The sequence below is a fragment of the Gulosibacter sp. genome (assembly GCF_052090685.1).
Lineage (GTDB): Bacteria > Actinomycetota > Actinomycetes > Actinomycetales > Microbacteriaceae > Gulosibacter.
In genome coordinates this window covers 116,715-139,760 of the sequence record NZ_JBQDBE010000001.1, presented here as the reverse complement: position 1 = coordinate 139,760, position 23,046 = coordinate 116,715, and the positions used below count along the sequence as shown (strand labels likewise).

Below are 23,046 nucleotides of genomic sequence, written 5' to 3'. Positions count from 1 at the left end.
GACCGCCGCAGGTCCCCCACCACCAGGGTTGCTGGCGGGGTACCTACGGCGGCGAAGTTGCGTGCGCGTCAGTTGTGCTCGGCAACTCCGTTGAATTCGAAGAGTTGCGCAATGCTCGAGGTGGGGAGTTTCGAGGCGTCTGCCTCGGGAATGAGTGCTTTCACGTACGCGTGCGCGGTGAATGCTTCGGGATCAAAATGAGGGGTGTAGCCCTGACGTTCGTAGAGGCGATCTGCCTCGGGCTGTCGCGGGCCGGTGGTGAGATAGACCCGTTCATAGCCCATCTCGAACGCGGTCGATTCAAGTTTCTCAAGCATCCGGCTGGCGAGTCGCTGGCCGCGACGTTCTGGATGCGACCAGATCTTTTTAAACTCGGCGGTCCGCTCGTCGTATTGGCGGATGCCACCGGTGGCGATGGCAGTGTCCCCGTCCATCAGTGCAATAAACGCCCCGCCGTGTTCGGGGAGGAACCGATCAGCCGTGCCGTCATATACCTCAGCTTTAGCGTCATGTCCCTCGAGATCGCCATAGCGTGCGTCATATTCCCGCACGAGATCTTCGAGGACCGGCGTAAGTCGAGCATCCTTGGGGTCAAGGATTTCAAAGCGCTCCGTCGCAGTGGTGGTAATCGTCAAGGGGTCTCCTCGCTGCTGCGTACTTGGGTCACCCACAAAAATGGGCACCTGCACACTAACGCACTCCGGAAACCCGATATTCCCGGAGCGTGCGGACTTTAATTGCGTGTTCAGAGGCGATACTGAGGTTATGGCCTATGAACTCCTGCATTCGATCACCGCTGACCTTCGTCTCGCCCGCCAGCTCGCGGATATCGCTGATGCCATGTCCATGGACTATTTCAACCGCCGCGACCTCGGCGTGTATGTGAAAGAGGACCGCACGCATGTCACCGACGGTGACCGTGCAGTGGAACAGGCCATCCGCGCGAAACTTGCCGACGAGCGGCCAAGCGACTCGGTCTACGGTGAGGAGTTCGGCACCGAAGGCACCTCGCGCAGGCAGTGGATCATTGACCCGATCGACGGCACAGCAAACTTCATGCGCGGCGTTCCGATCTGGGCAACGCTCATTGCGCTGGTCATTGACGGTCGCCCCGAGGTCGGTGTGGTCTCGGCGCCGGCGTTGAATCGCCGCTGGTGGGGATCAACCGGGCACGGCGCGTACCTCGACGACGACCTGGCCGACTCCGACACCGCAACCGACCGCCGCATCCATGTCTCTGGCGTCGACCGGCTCGAAGAAGGACAGTTCAGCTACGGGTCGATGCAGTATTGGTTGCAGGCGGGGCAGCTCGCGCCGGTCGTTGAGTTCAATGAGCGGATGTGGCGTTCGCGCGCGATCGGAGATTTCTGGCCGTACATGCTGGTCGCGGAAGGCGCCTTTGAGGTCGCCTGCGAGATCGATCTGCAGGCCTACGACATGGCGGCGCTCGTGCCGATTATTGAAGAGGCTGGCGGGCAGTTCACCTCGATCGATGGCCAGGATGGGCCGTGGCACGGCTCAGCACTCGCGACGAACGGCGCGCTGCACGATGAGGCGCTTGCGGTGTTCCGGGCGCACCGGCAGTAGGGCGGCTTCTGGTTGTTTGTTCTAGTTCCTGGTTCTGGAACTAGGCCGGGTGAGAACTGCTGGTCCTGAAAAATTTGGCGTACTGGGGCACTCAGGAAGCGCATTTGGTGCCGTGCTCCCCCATGTACGCCAAATTTTTCAGCAAAGTGAACGTCCCTAGGTCTCGAGATCGACGTCCAGGTACGGTTCAGGAGTCCCGAACGGCAAGTCTGGCACGCCGCCGGCTCCACCGCTTGCAGATCGAACAGCCGCAGCAGCAAAGTCCCAAAGCACGTGGCTGACCGTTGTTGCATGACGTTCGAGAAATTTCCGTATCTCGTTGCCATCCTGGAGATCAACTTCGGCCCCCTTCAAAAAAATCATCGGTGCCACAACATCGGCCACGTAGGTATAGCCAGCAAGGCGATGATCTAGGTGCCCCACGACACCAAGCTTGGGATCTTGATCGCGGATAAGCACCGATAGTGCCCAGGTCGTAACTGCATTGCTATCGTGCGGATTCTCATCCTGTTCATCCGTGACCGTAGGCGAAATCATTACGCCTAATAGCTGAAGACCTCCGGGAACGGCAAGAATGTGATCGACCTGCAGTTCCTGAATCGGTGAGCGCATCATCGACGGCCTCTTTTCGCCGAACCTGTCCATGCCTCGGTCAGGTCTTGCCTGTCAGGCAGTTGGTAGCCACGGCCAACCGGCCCACTCAAGTCCTTCGGTTCCCAACGGAGTTTCAACTCAGCAATCGGGATAACGCGGTGTTCGATCAATGCGCCGACTGCGTGCGCATAGCGACGAAGGGTTGACAGCCTGGGGTCACGCTCACCACGTTCGATGCGGGCGACTGCGCTTTGGCTGATGCCCATTAGCTCACCGATTTCTTGTTGGCTCGCTTTGAGCTGCTCTCGCAGCGCCACCAACTCCTTGAGCATCTCGTGATCCTCGCGCACGAGTTCGATGGCGAGCCGCTGTTTAGGATCACCAGTATCGACACCAAGAAGTTCGTCAATACTCATGGCACTACCTCGCAACACTGTCCTAGTTCGGTGAATATGACTTTTAGATCATACACGCCCTATTTTAGGGTGTTACAGGAGTCCATTCTGCCTGCAGTGTTCGTCAGCGATCTTGGCGGCTTCTCTCGCGTGAGCGTTCTGTTCTTGTAGTCCGATTTTGCCTGGTGGTTTGGATTTGATTAGAAGCAGGAGCAACAGTTCAGAGTCTTTGGCTGGCTCAACATAGTAGAGACGTACATGTCGGTGAGCCGGTTCTTGCTCCGCATCACCAGGATCTGCGGCTCCAACACTTGACAATCGCAGCTCGAGAACAAATCGACTCGAGGCAATGAGATCGACATCGTGCTCTCTTCCCGGCCCGAATACGAGTTCCCCTCGCGAGCCAAGTTTAAGCTTCTCACGAAGCTCGGCACGAATTAGTTCGCGTTCACTTGGCGGTAATGATCCCAGAAACTGACGCAGTTGTGTGTAGAACTCGTGACCTCCATGGTCATGCTGTGCGGGCTGCCATTCGCCTCCCGGTCCGGGCACCTCAAACGGGACCCTCCAGGTGGTGCGTGATCCCGGCGGCAACGCAATCCGAACCAAGACCACTCCCACCGTATTATCGCGCCAGCACGGACTAACAATGACAACGGGAGTATAGCGACCGAATTAGTCCACGCGACCAGTTGATATGGAACGAGCCAGTGCCGATAGTGGCTGTTCCCGCGGCAGCGAGAAACGTTTGGCGTACTGGGGCACTCAGGAAGCGCATTTGGTGCCGTGCTCCCCCATGTACGCCAAATTTTTCAGCAAGCTGAACGAACGCGGTGCAGTACCACTTGCCGAAACAGTCGGTTTCGTCAGGGATATGCCTGCAGAGTGCATGGGACGTGCGTGCCACTCGAGATGTCCGCATTTGAGATCCCCGCATCCCTTGTTGGTTGCATCTGCGCGCCAGAACGGCTCCATTCACAGCGAACTCTACATTTCTCCGACACATGTCGGATAACCTGACTCCTATCACCTCAGATCGATGACGATGCTGAGGACCAAAACTAGATCGGATCAAGGGAGACGCCGTGAAAGCAGCAGTATTAACTGAATTCAATCAACCGTTCCGAGTCGAAGAAATCGAACTCGACAGTCCACGGAACCGAGAGGTTCGCGTTCAGGTCAAAGCATCGGGACTATGCCACTCCGACCGACACATCCAGCTGACCGATCCAGAACAAGCCGCGAACGTGCTGGGACTAACTGCCCCACTGGTTGCCGGGCATGAGGTTGCCGGTATCGTCACAGAGATCGGCCCCGATGTGCAGGAACTCAAGGTCGGTGACCACGTCGTATCCAACCTCATCAGCTACTGCGGCGTGTGCGAAGAGTGCGTGAAAGGCCATGTGAATTCATGCTGGCACCCCGAGGCCGTCCGTCGCACCAATGAAGAACCGGCCCGTCTTACCCAGAACGGTAAGCCAGTCTTTCAAATGGCGGATCTGTCTGGATTTGCGGAAGAAATGTTGGTGCACGAGAACTCCGTGGTCAAGGTTCCGAAGGAAATCCCGTTTGATCGCGCTTGCCTACTTGGTTGCGGTGTCATCACCGGCGCCGGCGCCGTGATCAACGCAACGGATCTCGGGGTCGGCGACACTGCGGCAATCATTGGATGCGGTGGCGTCGGGCTCAACACGATCCAGGCGGCACACCTTGCAGGTGCCAAGACAATCATTGCGATTGACCTATCACCCGAGAAGCTTGAACTCGCGAAGAAGTTCGGTGCGACGCACACCATTAATTCTGGCGAAGTGAAGGACCTCGCTGCAGCGGTTCGCGAGCTCACGAATGGCCGCGGCGTCAACTACGCCTTCGAAGTTATCGGCCTCAAGGTTACTGCTGAGCAGGCTTGGTCACTACTACGTACACGTGGGACATTCGTGCAGGTTGGCATGCACAAACCCGGTGTGGAACTCTCCTTACCGACGATGCCCGATATGTTGCAGGGTCAGAAAGCGCTTCAGAGCGTGTACATGGGGCAGTCAAACCCGAAACTCGACATCCCAATGTATGCGGAGTTCTATTTGCAAGGCCGGTTCAACCTCGACGACCTCGTGTCGCGACGTATCCGCATTGATCAGATCGACCAGGCCTACGAAGAGCTCGAGGGCGGTGCGATCGCCCGAAACGTGATCGTGTTCGACTAGTAAACCATCGAGCAACGAAAGCCAGTGCTGGGGCCACAGTGAACAATTCGCTGTGGCCCCAGCACGCTGCGGGGCAGCAATCGGATTGCGACCGTAGACCACGGACCTACTGGGCCTGTCGAAGGGTGTCTCGGGGCGTCGGTCCGGCGTAGTCGGTACGGAATACCCCGCGGCGTTGCAGCTCAGGCACGACCCCGGCGACGAAGTCCTCGAACGACGAGTGGTAAAGCGCTGGGAACACCACAAAGCCGTCGGCTGCGCCGCTGCGGAATAGGTGTTCAAGGTGGTCGGCAACGGTCGCTGGCGACCCCACGATTTGTGGATGCAGTTGGTTCAGCGACTGCTCGATCGCAAGATCCGCGACGGTGTAGTTTTGCCGCTCGCTGACCGATGCCAGCATGTCTTCGAACCCGACGCTGCCGGTTGCGCCGCGGTGTTCCGCGAGCACATCCGTCGCTCTGTCCTCCGGGTTGAGCTCCTCCGCATGCAACAGCCTCGCAAGCTTCGTGAGTGCCGAAGGCAGATCGATTTGATCTCGCAGCGTGCGGAGTTTCGCGGCTGAATCCTCGTCGGTCCACCCCACAACGGGCTGAATCCCTTGCAATACCTTGATGGTGCTCGAATCACGCCCATAGTCGATCCGAGCCCGCTCGCGCAGCTCGGTTCGTAGCTCGCGCATCCCTTCTTCGGAGTCGCCAATCGCGAAGATAACTTCGGCCCAACGAGCCGCAAAAGCGCGTCCGCGCGGTGAGGAACCTGCCTGCATGAGCACCGGATTCCCCTGCGGGCTGCGCGGCAGCGTGAGTGGTCCTCGCGAGAGGTCACCGGATACCCGGTGCACGCGTGCAGGATCGGCAAAGGTGCCCGACTCTCGATCGCGGATGAGCGCATCCGGTTCCCAAGATCGCCAGAGATCGACGACTGTCTGGACCACCGCATCCGCGTTGTCGTATCGCTCGCCCGGCGAGGCGATTCCGTCGTGGCCCATATTGCGGGCCTCGGCGTCGGTGGTGGAGGTGACAATGTTCCAGGCTGCCCGTCCTCCGGAGAGGTGATCGACGGACAGCAACTGCCGGGCGATCGTGTAGGGCGGCAGGAAGCTCGTCGAGACCGTTGCGCCAAGGCCGATGTGGTTGGTTACTGCCGCTGCGAGCGAGATCGTGGTGATCGGGTCAAGGTAAATGCTGCCTTTGCCCGCGGTTTGCAGCGTCGTGCCGTAGTCCCCTTCGCGATCTTCGGGGACGGCGAGGGCATCGGCGAAGAACATCATGTCGAACTTGCCGCGCTCAAGCATGCGCGCGAGGTCGGTGTAGAACCGCGAGGACAGCCAGTCTTCGCGACCGAGCGGATTTCGCCAGTTCACCGCGTATTGGCTCGTTGGCGGATTCACCATCGCGACCAGATGCATTTGCGTAGCGGACTGTTGTTCGGGGACACGGCGGGATGGAGTCACGATCGACAGCCTAGATGAGGGTCGGGCTCAAAATCCGGCGGCCAGAGCTTCACGCCACCGGCCGCCGGAATTCATTCCTTGCAGGACACTCAGCCGTTCAACGGCGCTTTCTCTCGCAACATGGCGATGAACTTGCCGAACCAGGGACCGTTGTCATTCCAAGCCCGCGAGGTCACCAGGTTGCCGTCGACGAGGGCTTCCGAGTTCACGTAGGTCGCTCCAGCGGCGGTCACGTCCGGCGCGACTTCGGGGAATGCTGAGGACTGGCGCCCCTGCAGCACTCCAGACGACGCCAGAATCAGCGGTCCGTGGCAGGTTGAGGCGACCGGCGCCGACTCGTTGAAGAAGTGCTGCACGATGCTCTGCACATCCGGGTTATTGCGCAAGTACTCGGGTGCGCGACCACCGGGAACCACAAGCGCGACATAGTCAGCCGGGTTCACGTCCGCGACGGCGATATCCGCATCCCACCCGTGGCCGAGCTTCTCAGTGAAGGTGGAATAGCCGGGTTCGAAGTCGTGGACCACGAACTGCAGGCGCTTCTTTTCGAGGGATGCGATGACCGGCTCGTAGCCTTCCTCACGCAATCGCTCGTACGGGTAAAAGACTTCGAGGGTTTCGGAGAAATCTCCGGCAAGGATCAGGACTTTCGACATGGTTGACTCCATTCAGCAGCGTTGCTTAGGCACTATCGCAAGTAATTTCGTTCGCGAGACCTCGCAGCCGAGGATGCGCGGCTTCGCGATCTCAGTGTTGCCCTGGAGCCTGAAGACTGCCCGCACGGTAGCTATTTCAAGTGCTTGCGCTGCATTTCTGCGTGGGGTTGGCGCACAATCACCCTTCCCAAGTTTGCAGATTTCTTCCTTGTCTCTGCCCTCATCACATACAGACCTGTCCTCGGGCTCACGCTGACGCCGTTGACCAGGAATATACCTTCTCCAATGGATTGAAAACTGACGCCGCTTCTGTCCATCATTCCTTTCCTTTGACTCAAAATAGAATTCCGTTTGTTCGCGATCGCGCTGTTTGCCAATGGTCCTGGCAACTATTCAGATTCAAAATCCTTAGAGAAACATGTTCGGTGCTTGAGATGCTTCCTGCCACGCCAGTTACATCCTCAAGTTGAGGGAATACCCTGCTCGTCTAGGTACGAATCAATTTCCATGAAGCGCAATAGTGGCTGATACAGCAAGGCCCGACTCGATCCTTCAGTCAAGGCAGCGACGCACTCAACGCGATCAGTGACCGCACTGCCACAAAGCTGCACGACAGTAGAGTCGGTCGCGTCGGAGATACGGATTACTTCCGTCATCTTAATGGGCCGCTCGCCACTCAGAATACGATTCAGCGTGGGCTGCGATATCTCGCACAGTTCGCCCAGGTCACGCTGAGAAAGTCCAGACGAGGCTCGGGCTCTCTCGATCACGGCAATTATGTCGTTCACCATCCACCTATTTTTATACATTTGGCACGCGCTGATTCAGTTTTGCGTTAGGCACCCACTACGGCCTGTCGGCGATGAGCCTAATCACCTGGTCGGCGCGATGGACGTTCCATTGCTCACACCTGCAAAAATCCTTTGCTACTTGCTCAATATCGCAGGCGACCCGCTTCGCCGGATCCTCAATTGCTACTGCCCAGACCAAAGAACCGTTCAAAGAACGCCCCGAGCCGCTCCAGCACCCGCTGCTTCTTCTCACCCTGGTTCTTCTCTCGTGAGAACCTGGAGACAGGAGGCAGAATCTTCATCACAGCTGTCCCGCGGGTTCGCACTTCACCATCGCGGAACGCTGACTGCATGAATTCCCGCGTCGGCTCCACCTTGAGCTTCTCTTCCTCGATGATCGTGTTCAGTTCTCGCTCGAGCCGCTGCGCTATATACGCCGCCCACTCTTCATCGACCTTCCCATCAATCGACACGGAGTCGACGAAGTCTTCGATCAAATCCTTCTTGTTGCGCAGTGTCGGTGAAGCGTCAATGGCGCGAGAAATCTCTGCTCGAATCTCTTTATCCTCACCATCGCCGTGCCGCTCCTTGTATTTCTGCACGAGTAAGAGGATGTAGTCGACATTGATCTCAACCTGTTTGATCAGCTCAATCTCGAATACCACGTCATCGTTGATCGATTCTTTGTCACCGTCACGAACTGTACGAAATTCGTTCCAGAGATCAAGATAAATACTGCGGTAATCCTGCTCCTGCCGCTCCGACAACAACGCGTGGCCCTCGAACTCGTCAAATGAGGTGAGGATGTTCTGCAAGCGGAGGATCGCACTAAAGGTACTGATGAAGTCCTTTTGCGCTTGCTCCCCCACGATTGTTTCGCCCGGTACGTAGTTGTTGAGCAACTCGTGCACCTTGTCGGCATATTCGGCGTAGTACTCCAAGTAGGGTCTAAGCAGCACGACGCCTCGGGCATCCTTATTGCCAAACAGCTCCAGAGCAGAATTCGTCTGGTCCTCGAGATTTCGGAATGACACTATATTGCCGTACGTCTTCACCGAGTTCAGGATGCGATTCGTGCGCGAGTAGGCCTGGATTAGCCCGTGCGCGCGCAAGCTCTTGTCGACAAACAGAGTGTTGAGCGTAGTTGCATCGAAGCCTGTGAGGAACATGTTCACGACTATGACGAGGTCGATCTCGCGCTGCTTCAACTTAAGCGAGAGGTCTTTGTAGTAGTTCTGGAACCGGTCGGCGGAAGTGTCGAAGGACGTGCCGTACATGTCGTTATAGTCCTGGATCGCATCCTCAAGGAAGGATCGCGCGTCCATGTCCAGGGCGTCCGTGTCGAAGCCCTCTTCGTCGAGCCCTCCGTCTTCGACGGCGTCGTTCGCGCCGTAGGAGTAAATCAGGCCAATCTTTAATTGTTTGTCGGACGGTAGGCCTATCTGCTGCATCTGGAAGTGGTTGTAGTAAACCCGCGCAGCCTCGATCGAAGCGGTGGCGAACAGTGCATTGAAGCCTCGAACGCGTCGCTCACCGAGCGTGTAGTGCTCAGCACGCTTCGTCTTTTGATCGAAGTGCTCGAGCGTGTACTTCACGATCTGGCTGATCCGATCTGGGGCGAGAAGTGCTCTCTCGGTGTCGATCGAGGACACCTGTTTGTCGACCACATTGCCGACTTCAACGGTGTTGACGTAGTCGATCCGAAACGGCAGCACGTTCTTGTCCGTGATCGCATCGACAATCGTGTACGTATGTAGCTTTTCGCCGAACGCCTGCTCCGTGGTCTTGAGCTGTGGGTTGCCGCCGCTACCCGCATTCGTGGAAAAGATGGGGGTGCCAGTGAAGCCGAAGAGGTTGTACTTATTGAATGCCTTCGTGATCTGAGTGTGCATGTCGCCAAACTGCGAACGGTGACACTCGTCAAAGATGATGACCATGTGGCCTTTGTAGATCTCGTGACCAGCATTGGCCTTAATAAACGTCGACAACTTCTGGATGGTGGTGACCGAAATCTTCCGGTTCACGAGTGTCTCGTCGCCACGCTTGCCCAGCACAGCGCCGACTGGCAGTGACAGCTGTTTCGCAAGCTGAGCGGTGTTGGTGCTGCCGTTAACCGAGCCTGGTGAGAATCGCTCATACTCGCGCATCGTCTGGTAGTCAAGGTCTTTACGGTCAACTACAAACAGGACTCGGTCGACTTCCGGGATCTCGGAGACCAACTGCGCCGACTTAAACGACGTCAGGGTCTTGCCGGAGCCGGTAGTGTGCCAGACATAGCCGCCCGCGTCGACCGTACCGAGCTGCCTGTAGTTCGTGGAGATCTGCACTTTCTGCAGGATCCGTTCCGTCGCCACAATTTGGTACGGGCGCATCACCAGGAGCATCCTGTCGGCCGTCAACACGCAGTACTTCGTTAGAATATTCAGGATGGTGTGCTTTGCGAAGAATGTCTTGGCAAACGCATTGAGGTCTTGTATCGGGCGGTTCTGTGCGTCTGCCCACCAGGACGTGAACTCGAAGCTATTGGAGGTCTTCGACTTCCGCTTTTTCTTTGAGTTCTCGTCGATGTGGTGACGACGAGTTGTGTTCGAGTAATACTTGGTGAGTGTGCCGTTCGAGATGACAAAGAGCTGCACATACTCAAACAAACCGGAGCCTGCCCAGAAGCTGTCCCGCTGATAGCGATCAATCTGGTTGAAGGCTTGCCTGATATCGACGCCGCGTCGCTTCAGTTCGACGTGGATCATCGGGAGACCGTTGACCAGCACCGACACGTCATAGCGGTTCGAATAGTTTGCACCACCCTCACCCTGATCAACCTCGTACTGGTTGATCACTTGAAGGTGATTGTTGTGGATGTTCTTCTTGTCGATCAGAGTGATGTTTTTGGTGGTCCCATCATCCCGTTCGAGGAGCTGAACATGGTCCTCGTGGATGCGCACGGTCTTCTCGACGATGCCGTCATTCGCGCCCGAGATTTTGTGTCTGAAGAACGAGTCCCACTCCTTGTCGGAGAAGCTGAGTTGATTAAGTCGTTCGAGCTGTGCCCGGAGGTTAACGACCAGCTCTAATTCGGAAGTGATCTTGAGCCGCTCGTAGGCCTGGGACTCCAGCTGCTTGATGAATGCCTTTTCGAGCGCATCCTCGGACTGGTATGAGGCGGCAGAGTGCTCGTCGGGAACGTATTCCGCAACGACGGTGCTTTCGGATGAGACCGCAATTGGGTCGTACTTGCGACCGGGGTTCTCGCTCATTGCGCAAGTTCCTTGAATGTCAGCAGCTTGTCGCGGTAATACTCGTACTGTTTACGACGCGCGGCAATCTCGGCGGGCAGACCGATCCTGATGTCGTTGACGAGGGCATCGAACTGATCGAGTAAAGATACGATTCTGTCCTGCGCATTCCGACTCGGCACTGGTATAGCGATCTTCGAGAGCCCTGCCCCCGACAAGCGTTTCATTTTGCCTCGCGCGACGTGGTTCTCTTTCTGCCGGTGAAAGTCTTGAGATTGAACCGCATAGGCAACGTACTTCGGGTTTAGATCGCTTACAAAGGTGAATGTATCGTCATGAACTGCAATAGGTTCATCTCCAAGCCAGGCAACGGCCTTACCAACGTCCTCAACAGTCTCGCTCACGCCTGCAAAAATGACGCTACCGGATGGCGCAAAACGCAATTGACTACGCATATCTTCACGAACAGAGTTGATTGATTGGCTCGCCGATACGCCGAAATCAGTGTAAATCTCACCGTAATGGAGGCTAGGGATTCCTCCCGCCAGGTAGTCCTTCTTCGTAAATCGCCGCCCGCGCGTGAAGCTCCCTAATTCTCCCATTTCAACCATCGCAGATTCAGCCCCAACCAGTATCGAATCGCGGTAGTAGGCATACTGCTGCTGCCGGGCCTCCAGCTCCGCCTCCAGCTCCGCCTCCAGCTCCGCCTCCAGCTGTGTGAACTGATCCAATATTCTCACGATTTCTCGCTGAATTTCGAGAGGCGGGACGGGAATTCGTATCTTCATGAACCGCGGCTTTGAGATATTTATACGGGTAACACCGTTCGCCGTGCTGCGAATTTGCTTTCGCACGAATTCGCTTCGGAAAAGGTATTTGACAAACCCAGCATCAAATATGGTCTTGTCAATAAATCGCACGACAAAACAAAAACTATTAAAGTAGATCCGCTCTGTCGGTTCGCTAGTAACAACAGATGACATACCTACTTCGTCAAGCGATTCTGACGAACCTGTGATGAGAACGTCGCCCAGCTGTATGGCGTTCTGTTTCTCGCCATCTTTCACCTTGACGTAATCATCGGCCTGCTGGTCGAGGCTGAGGTTCGAGAATATATTTCTATAGGATGCGAATCGAGCGTTTCCGTCTATAAAGTCGGCTTTTGTCTTCCCTGATAATCCAGGAACAGTGATGGCTAAGTCGCCAAGTAACTTGAACGTCACTCCTTGGGGACTCAGGCTCGCTACTAAGCTGTCGATACGATTCACGACATATCCTCCGCCAACATATTTACGATCAAGGCGATCATGAGGTCTTTCTCCTTCGGCTCGCTCATCGCGACCATTAATGTCACTGCCGCCAACGCGTTATTAGAAATTAATGGCTGGTCATCGTGGCCAAGTAACGCATTGTTCTTCGCGAGGAACGTGACGAACAGTGTCGCAGCCGTGCGCTTATTGCCATCAGACAGCGGGTGATCCTTCACCACGAGGTAGAGCAGGTTGGCGGCCTTCTCCTGCGTGCTTGGGTACAGTTCGTTGCCCCCGAATGATTGGTAAATCGCCTGCACAATACCTTCTAGGTTGTCGCTTCGCTCCCCGCCAAAGAGCGAATCCTCCGGGAAAGCCGCCTGAAGTTGTCCGATCACGCGTCGAGTTTCTTCGATCGTGAGCTCCCAGCGAGGCACCCCTCCCTCCGGGATCCCCAGGTCACCTGCGTCAAACTGACGGAGCAGCCGCAGACTGGGCAAATAGCCGGTGAAGATCTCAGCTACGCCGGATACCAGTTGATCAACGGAACGCGACAGAATTTGCACCATCTGCCCGAGTTGTTCGAGACGACGCTCGTTCACGACCACACCGCCCACGATATAGTTCCGCAACTGTTCGGTAGCCCAAATACGAAACTGCGTGGCGACCTTACTCTTGACTCGGTATCCAACCGAAATAATTACGTCGAGGTTGTAGTGCACTATCCGTCGCCGAACGGTACGCCTTCCCTCCTGACGAACTTGTAAGAAATCCTTACTAGTTGCCGATTCGCGCAGTTCTTCCTCGTCATAGATATTGCGAATATGGATCGCAATATTCTCTCGAGTGGTTTGAAACAGTTCCGCCAACTGCTGCTGACTCAGCCACACACTTTCAGATTCCAGCCGAACCTCGAGCCCGGGAAGACCATCCTCTCGTTGGTAGAGAATGATTCCATCGGTTGAGGCGTCCGTCATTGCGCACCCTCAAGATCCGCCACAATCTCATCAATCGAGTCACGCAGTACCTGCTGGCGCGCGACGATCCGCTTAATTTCGGCGTTCAGCTCAACGATGTCGATGACTTCGCGTGTGTCTTCTTGCTCGACATAACTCGACACCGCGATGTTATAGCTGTTCTCGGCGATCGCTTCGTTTGCAACCACCTTCGCGAAGTGGTCCACGTCTTCACGCGCTACAACGGCGTCAAGAATTGTCTTCCGGTTCTCCTCGGTGAGTTTGTTCTTATTGCCCAAACGCTTAAACTCCGATGAGGCATCAATAAACAACACTGAGTTAACTGTCTTGGACTTCTTCAACACGATGATGCAAGTGCCGATCGTGGTGCCGAAGAAGAGGTCCGGCGGCAGCTGGATGACCGCATCCACGTAGTTGTTATCGACCAGGTACTTGCGGATCTTTTGTTCCGCACCGCCACGATAGAGAACGCCCGGGAACTCAACAATCGCCGCAGTGCCATCCACTGCCAGCCAGTGCAGCATGTGCATGGTGAACGCTAAGTCAGCTTTCGACTTCGGCGCCAGCACCCCTGCCGGCGCAAAGCGTGGGTCGTTGATCAGCAGCGGGTTCGCGTCGCCATCCCACCGGATGGAATACGGCGGGTTCGAAACGATCGCTTCGAATGGCTCATCGTCCCAATGCGCGGGATCGGTCAGGGTATCACCGTGCGCAATATCGAACTTCTCGTAGTTAATGTCGTGCAGGAACATGTTGATGCGCGCGAGGTTGTACGTGGTCAGGTTGATCTCCTGACCATAAAAGCCCTGCCGGACGTTGTCCTTGCCAAGCACTTTCGAGAACTGGAGCAGTAGCGAACCAGAACCCGCAGCTGGGTCATAAACCTTGTTTACCTCGGTCTTCCCGATGACCGTGATTCGAGCAAGCAACTCCGAGACTTCCTGCGGCGTGAAAAACTCACCCCCGGACTTGCCAGCGCTCGAGGCGTACATCGTCATCAGGAACTCGTAGGCGTCACCGAACAGATCGATCGAGTTGTCTTGCAAATCACCGAGAGGTAACTCCCCCATTGCGTTCAGGAGTTTGACTAGCTTCTCGTTGCGCTTGGCCACGGTGTTGCCGAGTTTTGAGCTGTTGACGTCGAGGTCATCAAACAGGCCCTTGAGGTCGTTCTCACTGTCCGTACCGACCGCTGAGCCCTCGATGTTGTGAAAGACCCGCTCGAGCGTCTCGTTTAGGTTCTCATTGGTAGATGCCTGTGAGCGAACATTCGCAAACAGTTCCGAGGGCAGAATGAAGAAACCCTTCTCCGCAACGATGTCATCGCGAACCAAGCCGGCCTCTTCATCCCCCAGCAGTGCGTAGTCGAAATCTGGGGAGCCGGCCTCCTGCTCCCACCTATTGATATACGCCGTCAGGTTCTCAGAGATAAAACGGTAGAACAGCATCCCGAGCACGTAGGTTTTGAAGTCCCACCCGTCCACAGAACCACGAAGGTCATTAGCCACTCGCCATATGGTTTTGTGCAGTTCTGCACGCTGAGTTTCTCGAGTTGTCGGAACCATGTATGTGTCTCCTGCGCTGTTGCGCGTGATACTTCAGTTGTTTTGCTTGATAATTTCACCGTAGCGGCGGCCAACGACATTCATCGGTAGTTGTCGTGCCTGTCGCGCGTCCGCGGGGACAGGGCGCTCCGCGCTACGCCACCCCTTCGCGCCTCTCGCGCCGATCGATCCGCCAATCCGCGAACGCGAACGCAAGCCCGAGCAGCCCAATGCCCGATACAAACACCATCGCCGCCGTGAACGCCTGTCGATAGGTCTCGATCGTCTGCGGATCGGAGGGGTCGGGGACGCCGCCTATGAGTGGCAAGCTTGCGACGGCCGAGAAGAAGATCGACGTCGCGATCGCAATGCCGATCGCATTACCGAGTCGCTGCCCAACCTGCATGAATGAGCCGCCGACGCCGGCCGACTCCATTGGCACGTGCTTCATCGTGCGCATCTGGTTTGCCGACATCATGAGGCCCTGGCCGATACCGGCCACGGCGAGCACGGCCGCCATCCAAATCGGTGTCGCCTCCGGGTCTGCGAGCCGCGCGACCAGCACGAGTGAGCAGATCCCGATCCAGAAAATGATCATGCCCACGAGCACCAGCGTGGCCGCGTGCTGGAACGTGTATTTGCCAGAGACTGCTGCCGCGATTGCCGAGGTGATCGCGAAGGGGATCGTGATCATCCCGACCACGACCGCAGCGTGACCGAGCCCCTGCTGGTTGTACAGCGTCAAGACGAAAAACACCGGCGGCATCATCCCGAACAGGATGGTCGTGATCAGCACACCGTTGCGGTACGACGGCCACTTGAACAGGCCGAAATCGATCACCGGGTCCTTGCCCGCCGCGACGTAGCGTCGCTCCCACCACACGAATGCTGCACCGAAGAGCGCCCCGAGTGGCAAGAACCACCACCGCATTGGATCGTCTTCCTCACCACCCGTGGTGAGTACAAACGGCAGCATCAGGAACAGCACAGTACCGGCCATCAACCCGACACCGGGTAGGTCAAGGTCGCTGCGCGCTTGGTGCTTCTGCCGGCCCGGAAGGAGCCAAATCGCGAAGGGCAGGATGATCAACCCGAGCGGGACGTTCATGCCGAAGGTCCAGCGCCAGCCGAGATCCGGCCCGAGGGCGCCGATGAACAGTCCGCCGATCGTCGGGCCGAATGCGGTGCCGATACCGATCGCGGCCCCGAAGATGCCGAAGGCCTGGCCGCGCTCTTGCCCCTCGAACAGGTTCTGGATCATCCCGATCACCTGCGGCATCAGGATGGCCGCGGCAACGCCCTGAATCAAACGCGCGATCACGAGTTGGGTCGCATCCGGCGCGAGCGAACAGTACAGACTCGCGAGCACATACACACTCAGACCGATGATGAACATCGCCTTGCGGTTCCAGATATCGCCGAGCCGGCCCGAAGGCACCAGGAGAATACCGAAAGCCAGCACGTACCCCGCGACAATGAGCTGCGCTTGCGAGCTGGTCAGCCCGAGCGTCTCCTCCATTGGCGAAATGGTGACGTTGACCTTCACCAAATCAAGAATCGTCGCGATTGCAACGGCAATCGTGACGATAAACGCGGGCCAACGATTTGTCTGAGGATCGGCAGTAATGGACACTGCGCTAGCATATCCCCGAACGACCGCTTTCCCTCGGAACGGCGCCTGGGTGCCCACGCGGCACGGCGCCAAGACACAGCAGATATCCTGGCGCAATGAAGACTACGAGGCTCTCGACGTGCATCCTCGCTTGCATTGTGGCCAGCGGGGCGCTGCTGAGCGGCTGCGCCGTACAGGATGAAGAAAACGAACCGATCTCGATTTTCGAGACCGGCGCAGGTGACTGTTTCACCGCCGATGAGGGCAACGCGTTCGCCTATGTCGTGTCCTGTTCCGAACCGCACCTCTACGAAGTCACCACGGTGGTGGCTGTGGACGGGGACAGTTTTCCGGGCGACGAAGCGATCCAGCAGCTGATCGACGAGAACTGTCCACAGGCCTTCGCTGACTTCACTGGCGAAGCTCCGGCCACATCCACCGACTGGAGTTCGATGGCGTTCGCGCCCTCTGAGGGCGGCTGGAATGAACAGGGCGACCGCAATATTGTGTGCGTCGTGACGCCAAGTAACGGCGAGGCGGCCAGCGAAAGCGCGGAAGGAGTAACGTCAGAGGATCCGACTCCAGAAGGGACACCATGACGCAGCCAAATCGCGATCGCATCCAAACCACGCACGTGGGTTCACTCCCCCGCACCGAGCGACTGCTCGAGACTAATAAGCGCCACCAAGACGGCGAGTTGAGCTGGGATGAATTCACCGCGGCACTGCACGAGGAAGTGGTGGGCGTCGTTCGTCGGCAAGACGAGCTCGGGATCGCGGTATTGAATGACGGCGAATACGGCCACCTCATGACCCAGGCCGTGGACTACGGTGGCTGGTGGAACTACTCCTTCACCCGGCTCTCGGGACTCACGCCGGGCGATGAAGACCGCTGGGCGGCGGATGCGTCGGCTGACCCGATCCTCTCCGAGCCAGGACATGTTCGGTTGGCTTCCTTCGCGCACCGCCGCGACCGCGCGCGCTTCCGCGACGCCTATCTCAACCCGGAGAACGGCGTGCTGGCCGGGCGCAAGCCCACCGTGCAGCCTTCCATCACCGGTCCAATCGAGTACATCGGCCAGGATGCGGTGGCGGCGGATATCGCGGGGCTCCAGTCGTCGTTGACCGAGCTCGGTTCGTCGGCCGAAGGGTTCGTGGCGGCGCTCTCCCCCGGTTCAGCGGCACGCCTGCCGAATGAGCACTACGGTTCCGATGAAGAAGTCGTCTGGGCCTGCGCTGAAGCACTGCGTCACGAATACCGTGCGATCGTTGACGCCGGTTTCACGGTGCAGATCGACGACCCCTCAATTGCGGAGTCCTGGGACCAGGTCGTGCCCGAGCCGAGTGTTGAGGACTACCTGGCGTTTACGCAGGTGCGCATCGACGCGCTGAACCACGCGCTTGAAGGCTTGCCCGAAGACAAGGTGCGCTTCCACCTGTGCTGGGGCTCCTGGCATGGACCGCACACCACCGATATTGAGTTCAAGCACCTCGTGCGACAGATGCTCGAGGTACGTGCGGGTTCCTATTCCTTCGAGGCGGCGAATGTACGCCACGCCCACGAGTGGAAGGTCTGGCAGGATGTTGCGCTCCCCGAGGGGAAGCTCATCGTACCGGGTGTGGTGTCGCACTCAACCAATGTTGTCGAGCATCCAGAACTCGTTGCTGACCGAATCGAACAGTTTGCCTCGGTAGTCGGCGCGGAGAACGTGATCGCGTCGACCGACTGCGGGCTTGGTGGGCGCGTGCACCCGGACATCGCTTGGGCCAAGCTGGAGGCGCTCAGCGAAGGTGCGCGGATCGCCTCGCAGCGGTTGTTTTCGTAGATTTCCGGCGTTCTGCGGCTTCGGGTGTTCACCCCGAAGGCCCGCCCCCTCTGAAAGAGTGCCACGGTGGATGATTCCCACGGCGTGTTGACGGCGTGTCACCGCTCTTGTGGCACTTTTTCAGAAGGTAGGCATCCGTTGAAGTAGGAAACCTACCTTGGAAGGCTCGGCTATTAGCGCGCTCCGCGGCGAAATGCCGGAATCTTCAAGTGCTCGCCTCTTTGGATGATGAGCATCAGCTGCTCACTCGCGAACTTCCAGTTGCGCATCACATCGTCATAGGTGACGCGAAAAACGACGTAGCCGAGCCCCCTGAGGTACTGGTCCCGGTTGTAGTCCTTCTGTTGCTGTTCCCGCGACGCGTGATGCGCGACGCTATCGACCTCCAGAATCAGCCCCCTGCCGAGGAGAAAGTCTGCCCGCTGGCTGTCACGAAACATGAACTGCTGCACAAACGGAATCCTCATTTCCTCTAGCCAAAGGCGCACCAAGGTTTCCGTTCCCGATTCAGCAAAGCCGTTGATTCTCCTGACCGCTGCTCGAATACGCGGCGGGTAGCTTGCCGCAATCTCATCGATTTCAGTAATCGTGAGCAGTCCTCGCTGGACGATCGAGTCGCCGACCACGATCAAATCTGACGCATCCAATTTCACCAGGGCGACCTCGAAGGCGAGTTCGACTGGGTCAACCGCTGCTTCAACGGGAACGTATCGTCCATTCGACCTGCGTAACACCGTTGGCGTCGCGGGCCCGCGATTGTGATGCATCCTGCCGGTGCGCAGATACACGTGTTGCCGGTGCAGATTCCATGCTCCATGAAGAGCGAGAGCCGGGTCACCCGAATAAGCACAGCCTTGATTCACTGCCGCTTCAATTATGGGAGTGACTTCCACGTCGCTGTGCTTGTACCACCCTCGACGCACACGTTTCAGTAGTCCTGTTCGGACCCCTTGCTTAATTTGGTCGTCGTCAACTCCCACTTTGATGAGGTCGCTTCGTCGAAGGACTCCGTGTTTTTGTCTAAATGATTCCTCGAGCGCATCCATGCAGCAAGGTTCGCGAATGGTTTCTACTCGCGTTTTCTTGTGCAAGGAAACTGTGGACTCCGTGCATTTCCGTGAGCCTGTGGATTAGTTTCAGCTCCCGATGCTGCTCTACCGATCCATTCCGCCGGGCGTTGCATCACTACGCCGGGCGATGAGTTACCTCTACGCTCGGTGATCAACTCCATCTGCGCAGTTGATGAGCTACCGATGCCCCGACAAAACCAAGCTCAACGCACCAAAGACCAACACCCACTTCTGGAAAAGTGCCACGAGGAGGAAGTCCTACGGCGTGTCGACCGCGTGTCGCGGCTGTCGTGGCACTTTTTCAGAATTGAGACGCGGGATGCGCGGCCGATACTCGCGGGGTAGACCACGGATACGCGCAGGGCCCGACCACCCCAGCTACACCGAGTGCGTCGGTCGAAGGTGGTTAGCGAGCCACTCGAGGGCCAGCTCGTAGCCGAGCGGACCGGCACCGGCGATCACTACATTCGCGATCACCGAGACATACGAGTGATGGCGGAACGGCTCGCGTGCGTGCACGTTCGAGATGTGCACCTCAACCGTGGGACGCTCCGCATATTCGAGCGCGTCATGGATGGCGACCGAGGTGTGAGAATACGCCGCGGGATTGATCACAATGCCTGCGGCCTCACTGCGCGCCTGCTGGATCTTCTCGACGAGCTCACCCTCGTGATTCGACTGAAAGAACTCAATCTCGAGCCCCAGTGCCTCACCGCGCCGACGCACGCGCTGCTCAATCCCCGAGAGCGTCTCCGCCCCGTAGATCTCGGGCTTGCGGGTGCCGAGCGTATTGAGGTTGGGGCCGTTGAGAACGAAAATCTTCGGTCGCTGCATGATTCGATGCTAGCCGCCCACCGCATCCACAACGAAAAACCCGGCCGCTCGAAACTTCGAGGGCCGGGCTTTTCGTACCGGAAGGATTACTCTCCCAGGGCGGCCGAGGCGAGGTCCTGGATGGACGACACCTCATCCGCGAAGTACTCACCGAGCGAGGTACCGGTGGTGCTCATCGAGTACGCGCCTGGTTCCACTTCCTGCCAAGCCATGAGGAATGCCGTGTCCGCATCGATCTCTGCGTCGGATGCGGCCGGGCTCAGTGTGTCGAGCTCGGGATAGAGGGTCTCACCAACTGCGACCGTGGGCTCCGTCGAACGGAGGTGGTCCGAGACTGCCTGGTAGGCGTCGGCAGTCGTCTGGTATTCGGTCACGCCAACTGCGCAGACATCCGCGAAGTCCGCGAGGAAGCACTGCGATTCATAGAGATCCGCAAGTCCCTGGAAGTACGCAACATAGGTCTCGTCCCACGCGGAGGCGAACTGTTCTCGGGTGTCCGGGTCGTAGAGGTTGGCGCAGCCTTCGGCGACCGTGCACTCGTAGTAGACCGAACCGTCAGCAGTGTCGATACGCTCGCCCTGCTCGACCATGTAAGCGTCTTCCATCACGCCGGACTGGTTCGTCTTGAAGGTCTCGTAGAGGTCCGCGTAGGCCGCGTAGTTGCCGCAGAACTCGTTCATCTTTCCGAGCGAGGTCTCGCTACCGGCGAGGAATTCATCCGCTGCGGTGCGCTGTTCGCCGAGCGCCGCGGCATCTTCCTGTGCCTGCAGGTAAGCATCGGATGCTTCTGCCGCGTCTTCCTGGGGCAACTCCGGCACCGCCGCGTCCGCGAGCTCGGTGCGCTTGTCGAGCGCTGGAGCCACGTCGGCGCAGGCCTCGTCGAGCGAAGCACGCTCATCTTCGCCGAGGTCGTACCAAGTGAAGCCAGCGGCACTCATTGGCTCAGTGAGGTTCACTGCCGATACCGCAGCGAGATTCTCTTCATTCCACGCGGACTGGTATTCATCGAGCGAGTTCTGGAACGTTGCCGCGAGGTTGTCGCCTCGATCGACGTTGCTCTGGTGAATCCACAGCGGCGTAATGATGGCTGCGGCGATGATCAGCAGCACGACCGCAATTGCGGTGATGAGGAAGCCGCGCTTCTTGTACCAGGGCTTCTTTTTCTGCTGCTCTTGACCGTGTGGTCCCTCCGGACCATAACCGCCGGGGCCTCCGGGCCCGCCAGGACCTCCGGGGCCGCCCGGGCCTTGCTGTGCGCCCTGGAATGGAACGTTCTGGTCACCGGGGAAAGCAGCCGGCGGAGCACCAAAGACCTGCGTCGAAGCATCATCCTGCGACTCCCAGGATCCCTGCTGCGCGTCAGCATTCTGTTCCTGGCCCCACTGATTCTGCTGCGCCTGATCCGACTGTGAATCATTGCCGTTCCATGGCTGGTTCGCTGCAGCCCAACCAGCTGCTCCGGCGCCCGCAGCGCCGGCTGCGACACCCCAACCGGCACCGCCGCCCTGGTTATCGCCATTGTCATCACCAAAGCCCTGGCCCGGCTCGCTGAATCCGGCAGCTCCGTAGCCATCATTCGACTGGCCATCCTGCGATCGCTGACCGTATGCCTCGGTAGGTTGGTTATCTGACGAAGCTGCGCCCTGGTCGAAGCCGTGCTGCTGGCCCTGTCCCGAGTCCGGCTGTCCCGCAACCGGCCACGCACCAAACGCGGCGTTCGGCTGATTCGCCGAGTCCTCGCCTCGCAGATCCTCGCGGTCGAATGGGCGGGTGCTCTGGTCATCGGCGGGCTGGCCGCCCGGTTGCGATGCGTCAGTAATTGACGGCTGCTGACCCTCAACGAATTCTTCGTCAGGATGCGTTGCTCCAGCTTGGTTGGACTGGTTATCGGTCGATTGGTTTGCTGCAGGCCACGCACCAAATGCAGAGGTGGGCTGCTGCGGCTGTTCTGATCCCGAAGGCTGTTCCGGCACCGAGGATTGCGCGGGCGGTTCGAACCCCTGGTTTGTGTCATCGTGTCCGGATGCCGCCTGGGAGGACTGCTCGGCGCCCTGGTGAGAAATCGCTTGGGTTGGCTGATCCCATGAATTCCAGTCGTGTCCCGAATCCTGCTGGTCTGACCTGGCCGCGGCATTGGCGTCTGTGCCCTGCGACTCGGCTGCATTAGCGCCCTCGCCCTCGCCCTCGCCCTGGTCCGCTGCCGCGTCATCGCGGATTTCGGCGTCTACCGGCTGGTGTTCGATCGAAGGCTCTTCAGGCCCAGCCCAATTACTCCAAGCTGGCTTGCCTTCTTCTTGTCCGGATGCGTGCTGTTGCGGTGTGGACGCCTCGGGTTCACCGGAGGGCTGGTCTTGCTCGGCGTCTTGCGTCGCATTGAAGTTGGAATACGAGCCATCCCATTGCGTGTTTGCCTGGTTACCGCTCTGCTCACCGAAGTTCGGCTGCTGACCCTGCCACTGGTTCGGAGCCTGCTGATCGCCACCCTGGTCACCGAAGTTTGCCTGCGGCTGATTGCCTGGCTGCTGCCATCCGGCGTTCGGCTGCTGTTCTGGCGCACCGAAATTGGGCTGCTGCCATCCAGCGTTCCCCTGCTGCGGCGGAGCGCCGAAATTCGGCTGCTGACCTTCCCAGCCGTTCAGCCCCTGCCACGAAGCATTCTGTTGCTGCGGTGGCTGGAAGGCGCTATCGCCCGAGTCGTAGCCCGGAGCATCCTGCTGCCAACCCGTACCTTGCTGGCCACCAGCGGCAGCATCGTCGCTGCCAGACTGGTTGCCGGAATCAGTTTGGTTCGAGTCAGGCTGCTGCCAGCCGTCGGTGCTCCACTGCGGGGTGGACTTCGGCTCGTCGCCGTTGTTCTCGCGATCCTGGTCGTTTCCCTGATTCCAAGTCATAAGACTAAGAATAGGCGGCACAGCTTACGTATTGGCGCGTGCCTCGCTGAATCCACCTGAGGTCGTACCCAAGATACGCACGAGACAAACGCACGAAATTGGAATAGACTTGCACGTCTCAGGGTTACAC

The 23,046-nt window shown here is 58.2% G+C and carries 18 protein-coding genes and 1 pseudogene; 4 read left to right on the top strand and 15 right to left on the bottom strand.

Annotation, left to right across the window (positions count from 1 at the left end):
* Positions 1-68: 68 nt before the first annotated feature.
* Positions 69-635: a GNAT family N-acetyltransferase gene (locus tag ACTHXA_RS00665; protein WP_441668309.1), complete on the bottom strand. Its 567-nt coding sequence runs from the start codon at positions 633-635 to the stop codon at positions 69-71.
* A gap of 130 nt (positions 636-765) precedes the next feature.
* Here ACTHXA_RS00665 and ACTHXA_RS00660 point away from each other — a divergent pair, with 130 nt between their 5' ends.
* Positions 766-1,587 carry an inositol monophosphatase family protein gene (locus ACTHXA_RS00660; protein WP_441668307.1) on the top strand — a complete coding sequence of 274 codons (822 nt, stop codon included), beginning with the start codon at positions 766-768 and terminating at the stop codon, positions 1,585-1,587.
* A gap of 156 nt (positions 1,588-1,743) precedes the next feature.
* Here ACTHXA_RS00660 and ACTHXA_RS00655 read toward each other — a convergent pair whose 3' ends face one another.
* Together ACTHXA_RS00655 and ACTHXA_RS00650 are read right to left on the bottom strand one after the other, a co-directional pair.
* A complete protein-coding gene (locus ACTHXA_RS00655) occupies positions 1,744-2,202 on the bottom strand; it encodes a hypothetical protein (RefSeq protein WP_441668305.1) in 459 nt (152 codons plus the stop codon).
* Positions 2,199-2,597, bottom strand: coding sequence for a helix-turn-helix domain-containing protein (locus tag ACTHXA_RS00650; protein ID WP_441668303.1), 399 nt, complete (start codon positions 2,595-2,597; stop codon positions 2,199-2,201). The genes ACTHXA_RS00655 and ACTHXA_RS00650 overlap by 4 nt, the downstream gene beginning before the upstream one ends.
* Positions 2,598-3,661: 1,064 nt before the next feature.
* Between ACTHXA_RS00650 and ACTHXA_RS00645 the strand changes: the two genes are divergently transcribed.
* A complete protein-coding gene (locus tag ACTHXA_RS00645) occupies positions 3,662-4,780 on the top strand; it encodes a Zn-dependent alcohol dehydrogenase (protein WP_441668301.1) in 1,119 nt (372 codons plus the stop codon).
* 106 nt (positions 4,781-4,886) lie between these two features.
* Here the strand turns inward: ACTHXA_RS00645 and ACTHXA_RS00640 are convergent, their stop codons facing one another.
* The 8 genes from ACTHXA_RS00640 to ACTHXA_RS00605 all read right to left on the bottom strand — a co-directional run bounded on the left by ACTHXA_RS00640 (position 4,887) and on the right by ACTHXA_RS00605 (position 16,317).
* On the bottom strand, positions 4,887-6,233 hold the full coding sequence (locus tag ACTHXA_RS00640; RefSeq protein ID WP_441668299.1) for an NtaA/DmoA family FMN-dependent monooxygenase: 1,347 nt from the start codon (positions 6,231-6,233) through the stop codon (positions 4,887-4,889).
* An 89-nt stretch (positions 6,234-6,322) separates the two neighbouring features.
* A complete protein-coding gene (locus tag ACTHXA_RS00635) occupies positions 6,323-6,889 on the bottom strand; it encodes a DJ-1/PfpI family protein (RefSeq protein WP_441668297.1) in 567 nt (188 codons plus the stop codon).
* A 461-nt stretch (positions 6,890-7,350) separates the two neighbouring features.
* Entirely contained in the window at positions 7,351-7,680 is a 330-nt protein-coding gene (locus ACTHXA_RS00630; protein WP_441668295.1) for a helix-turn-helix domain-containing protein, read from the bottom strand.
* Positions 7,681-7,856: 176 nt separating this feature from the next.
* Positions 7,857-10,934 carry a type I restriction endonuclease subunit R gene (locus ACTHXA_RS00625; protein WP_441668293.1) on the bottom strand — a complete coding sequence of 1,026 codons (3,078 nt, stop codon included), beginning with the start codon at positions 10,932-10,934 and terminating at the stop codon, positions 7,857-7,859.
* Complete coding sequence (locus ACTHXA_RS00620; protein ID WP_441668291.1) at positions 10,931-12,181, bottom strand: restriction endonuclease subunit S; 1,251 nt, start codon at positions 12,179-12,181, stop codon at positions 10,931-10,933. The genes ACTHXA_RS00625 and ACTHXA_RS00620 overlap by 4 nt, the downstream gene beginning before the upstream one ends.
* The gene (gene rhuM, locus ACTHXA_RS00615; protein ID WP_441668289.1) at positions 12,178-13,140 is read right to left on the bottom strand and encodes a RhuM family protein; all 963 of its coding nucleotides are present in this window, start codon (positions 13,138-13,140) and stop codon (positions 12,178-12,180) included. The genes ACTHXA_RS00620 and rhuM overlap by 4 nt, the downstream gene beginning before the upstream one ends.
* Positions 13,137-14,705, bottom strand: a complete 1,569-nt coding sequence (locus ACTHXA_RS00610) for a type I restriction-modification system subunit M (protein WP_441668287.1) — start codon at positions 14,703-14,705, stop codon at positions 13,137-13,139. The genes rhuM and ACTHXA_RS00610 overlap by 4 nt, the downstream gene beginning before the upstream one ends.
* A 133-nt stretch (positions 14,706-14,838) precedes the next feature.
* The gene (locus ACTHXA_RS00605) at positions 14,839-16,317 is read right to left on the bottom strand and encodes an MFS transporter (RefSeq protein ID WP_441668285.1); all 1,479 of its coding nucleotides are present in this window, start codon (positions 16,315-16,317) and stop codon (positions 14,839-14,841) included.
* A 95-nt stretch (positions 16,318-16,412) separates the two neighbouring features.
* Here ACTHXA_RS00605 and ACTHXA_RS00600 point away from each other — a divergent pair, with 95 nt between their 5' ends.
* Positions 16,413-16,895 carry a septum formation family protein gene (locus ACTHXA_RS00600; RefSeq protein WP_441668283.1) on the top strand — a complete coding sequence of 161 codons (483 nt, stop codon included), beginning with the start codon at positions 16,413-16,415 and terminating at the stop codon, positions 16,893-16,895.
* A complete protein-coding gene (locus ACTHXA_RS00595; protein ID WP_441668281.1) occupies positions 16,892-18,121 on the top strand; it encodes a cobalamin-independent methionine synthase II family protein in 1,230 nt (409 codons plus the stop codon). Before ACTHXA_RS00600 ends, ACTHXA_RS00595 begins: the two co-directional genes overlap by 4 nt.
* Positions 18,122-18,294: 173 nt before the next feature.
* On the opposite strand, the gene ACTHXA_RS00590 is transcribed toward ACTHXA_RS00595, so the two are convergent.
* From ACTHXA_RS00590 to ACTHXA_RS00575, 4 genes and pseudogenes are all read right to left on the bottom strand, one after another.
* Complete coding sequence (locus tag ACTHXA_RS00590; protein WP_441668640.1) at positions 18,295-18,888, bottom strand: endonuclease domain-containing protein; 594 nt, start codon at positions 18,886-18,888, stop codon at positions 18,295-18,297.
* A gap of 150 nt (positions 18,889-19,038) precedes the next feature.
* Positions 19,039-19,167 (bottom strand): annotated as a pseudogene (locus tag ACTHXA_RS00585) (type IV toxin-antitoxin system AbiEi family antitoxin domain-containing protein); the annotation flags it as partial.
* Positions 19,168-19,569: 402 nt separating this feature from the next.
* Positions 19,570-20,025: a type II 3-dehydroquinate dehydratase gene (gene aroQ / locus ACTHXA_RS00580; protein ID WP_441668279.1), complete on the bottom strand. Its 456-nt coding sequence runs from the start codon at positions 20,023-20,025 to the stop codon at positions 19,570-19,572.
* Between the two features lie 86 nt (positions 20,026-20,111).
* Positions 20,112-22,916, bottom strand: coding sequence for a hypothetical protein (locus ACTHXA_RS00575; RefSeq protein WP_441668277.1), 2,805 nt, complete (start codon positions 22,914-22,916; stop codon positions 20,112-20,114).
* Positions 22,917-23,046: the final 130 nt, after the last annotated feature.

What these genes read in the sequence shown, in the direction of transcription:
- ACTHXA_RS00590 (WP_441668640.1), bottom strand. Translation starts at nt 18,888, where the DNA reads ATGCATCACAATCGCGGGCCCGCGACGCCAACGGTGTTACGCAGGTCG.
- rhuM (WP_441668289.1), bottom strand. Translation starts at nt 13,140, where the DNA reads ATGACGGACGCCTCAACCGATGGAATCATTCTCTACCAACGAGAGGAT.
- ACTHXA_RS00660 (WP_441668307.1), top strand. Translation starts at nt 766, where the DNA reads ATGGCCTATGAACTCCTGCATTCGATCACCGCTGACCTTCGTCTCGCC.
- ACTHXA_RS00600 (WP_441668283.1), top strand. Translation starts at nt 16,413, where the DNA reads ATGAAGACTACGAGGCTCTCGACGTGCATCCTCGCTTGCATTGTGGCC.
- ACTHXA_RS00630 (WP_441668295.1), bottom strand. Translation starts at nt 7,680, where the DNA reads ATGGTGAACGACATAATTGCCGTGATCGAGAGAGCCCGAGCCTCGTCT.
- ACTHXA_RS00595 (WP_441668281.1), top strand. Translation starts at nt 16,892, where the DNA reads ATGACGCAGCCAAATCGCGATCGCATCCAAACCACGCACGTGGGTTCA.
- ACTHXA_RS00625 (WP_441668293.1), bottom strand. Translation starts at nt 10,934, where the DNA reads ATGAGCGAGAACCCCGGTCGCAAGTACGACCCAATTGCGGTCTCATCC.
- ACTHXA_RS00655 (WP_441668305.1), bottom strand. Translation starts at nt 2,202, where the DNA reads ATGATGCGCTCACCGATTCAGGAACTGCAGGTCGATCACATTCTTGCC.
- ACTHXA_RS00610 (WP_441668287.1), bottom strand. Translation starts at nt 14,705, where the DNA reads ATGGTTCCGACAACTCGAGAAACTCAGCGTGCAGAACTGCACAAAACC.
- ACTHXA_RS00575 (WP_441668277.1), bottom strand. Translation starts at nt 22,916, where the DNA reads ATGACTTGGAATCAGGGAAACGACCAGGATCGCGAGAACAACGGCGAC.
- ACTHXA_RS00650 (WP_441668303.1), bottom strand. Translation starts at nt 2,597, where the DNA reads ATGAGTATTGACGAACTTCTTGGTGTCGATACTGGTGATCCTAAACAG.
- aroQ (WP_441668279.1), bottom strand. Translation starts at nt 20,025, where the DNA reads ATGCAGCGACCGAAGATTTTCGTTCTCAACGGCCCCAACCTCAATACG.
- ACTHXA_RS00635 (WP_441668297.1), bottom strand. Translation starts at nt 6,889, where the DNA reads ATGTCGAAAGTCCTGATCCTTGCCGGAGATTTCTCCGAAACCCTCGAA.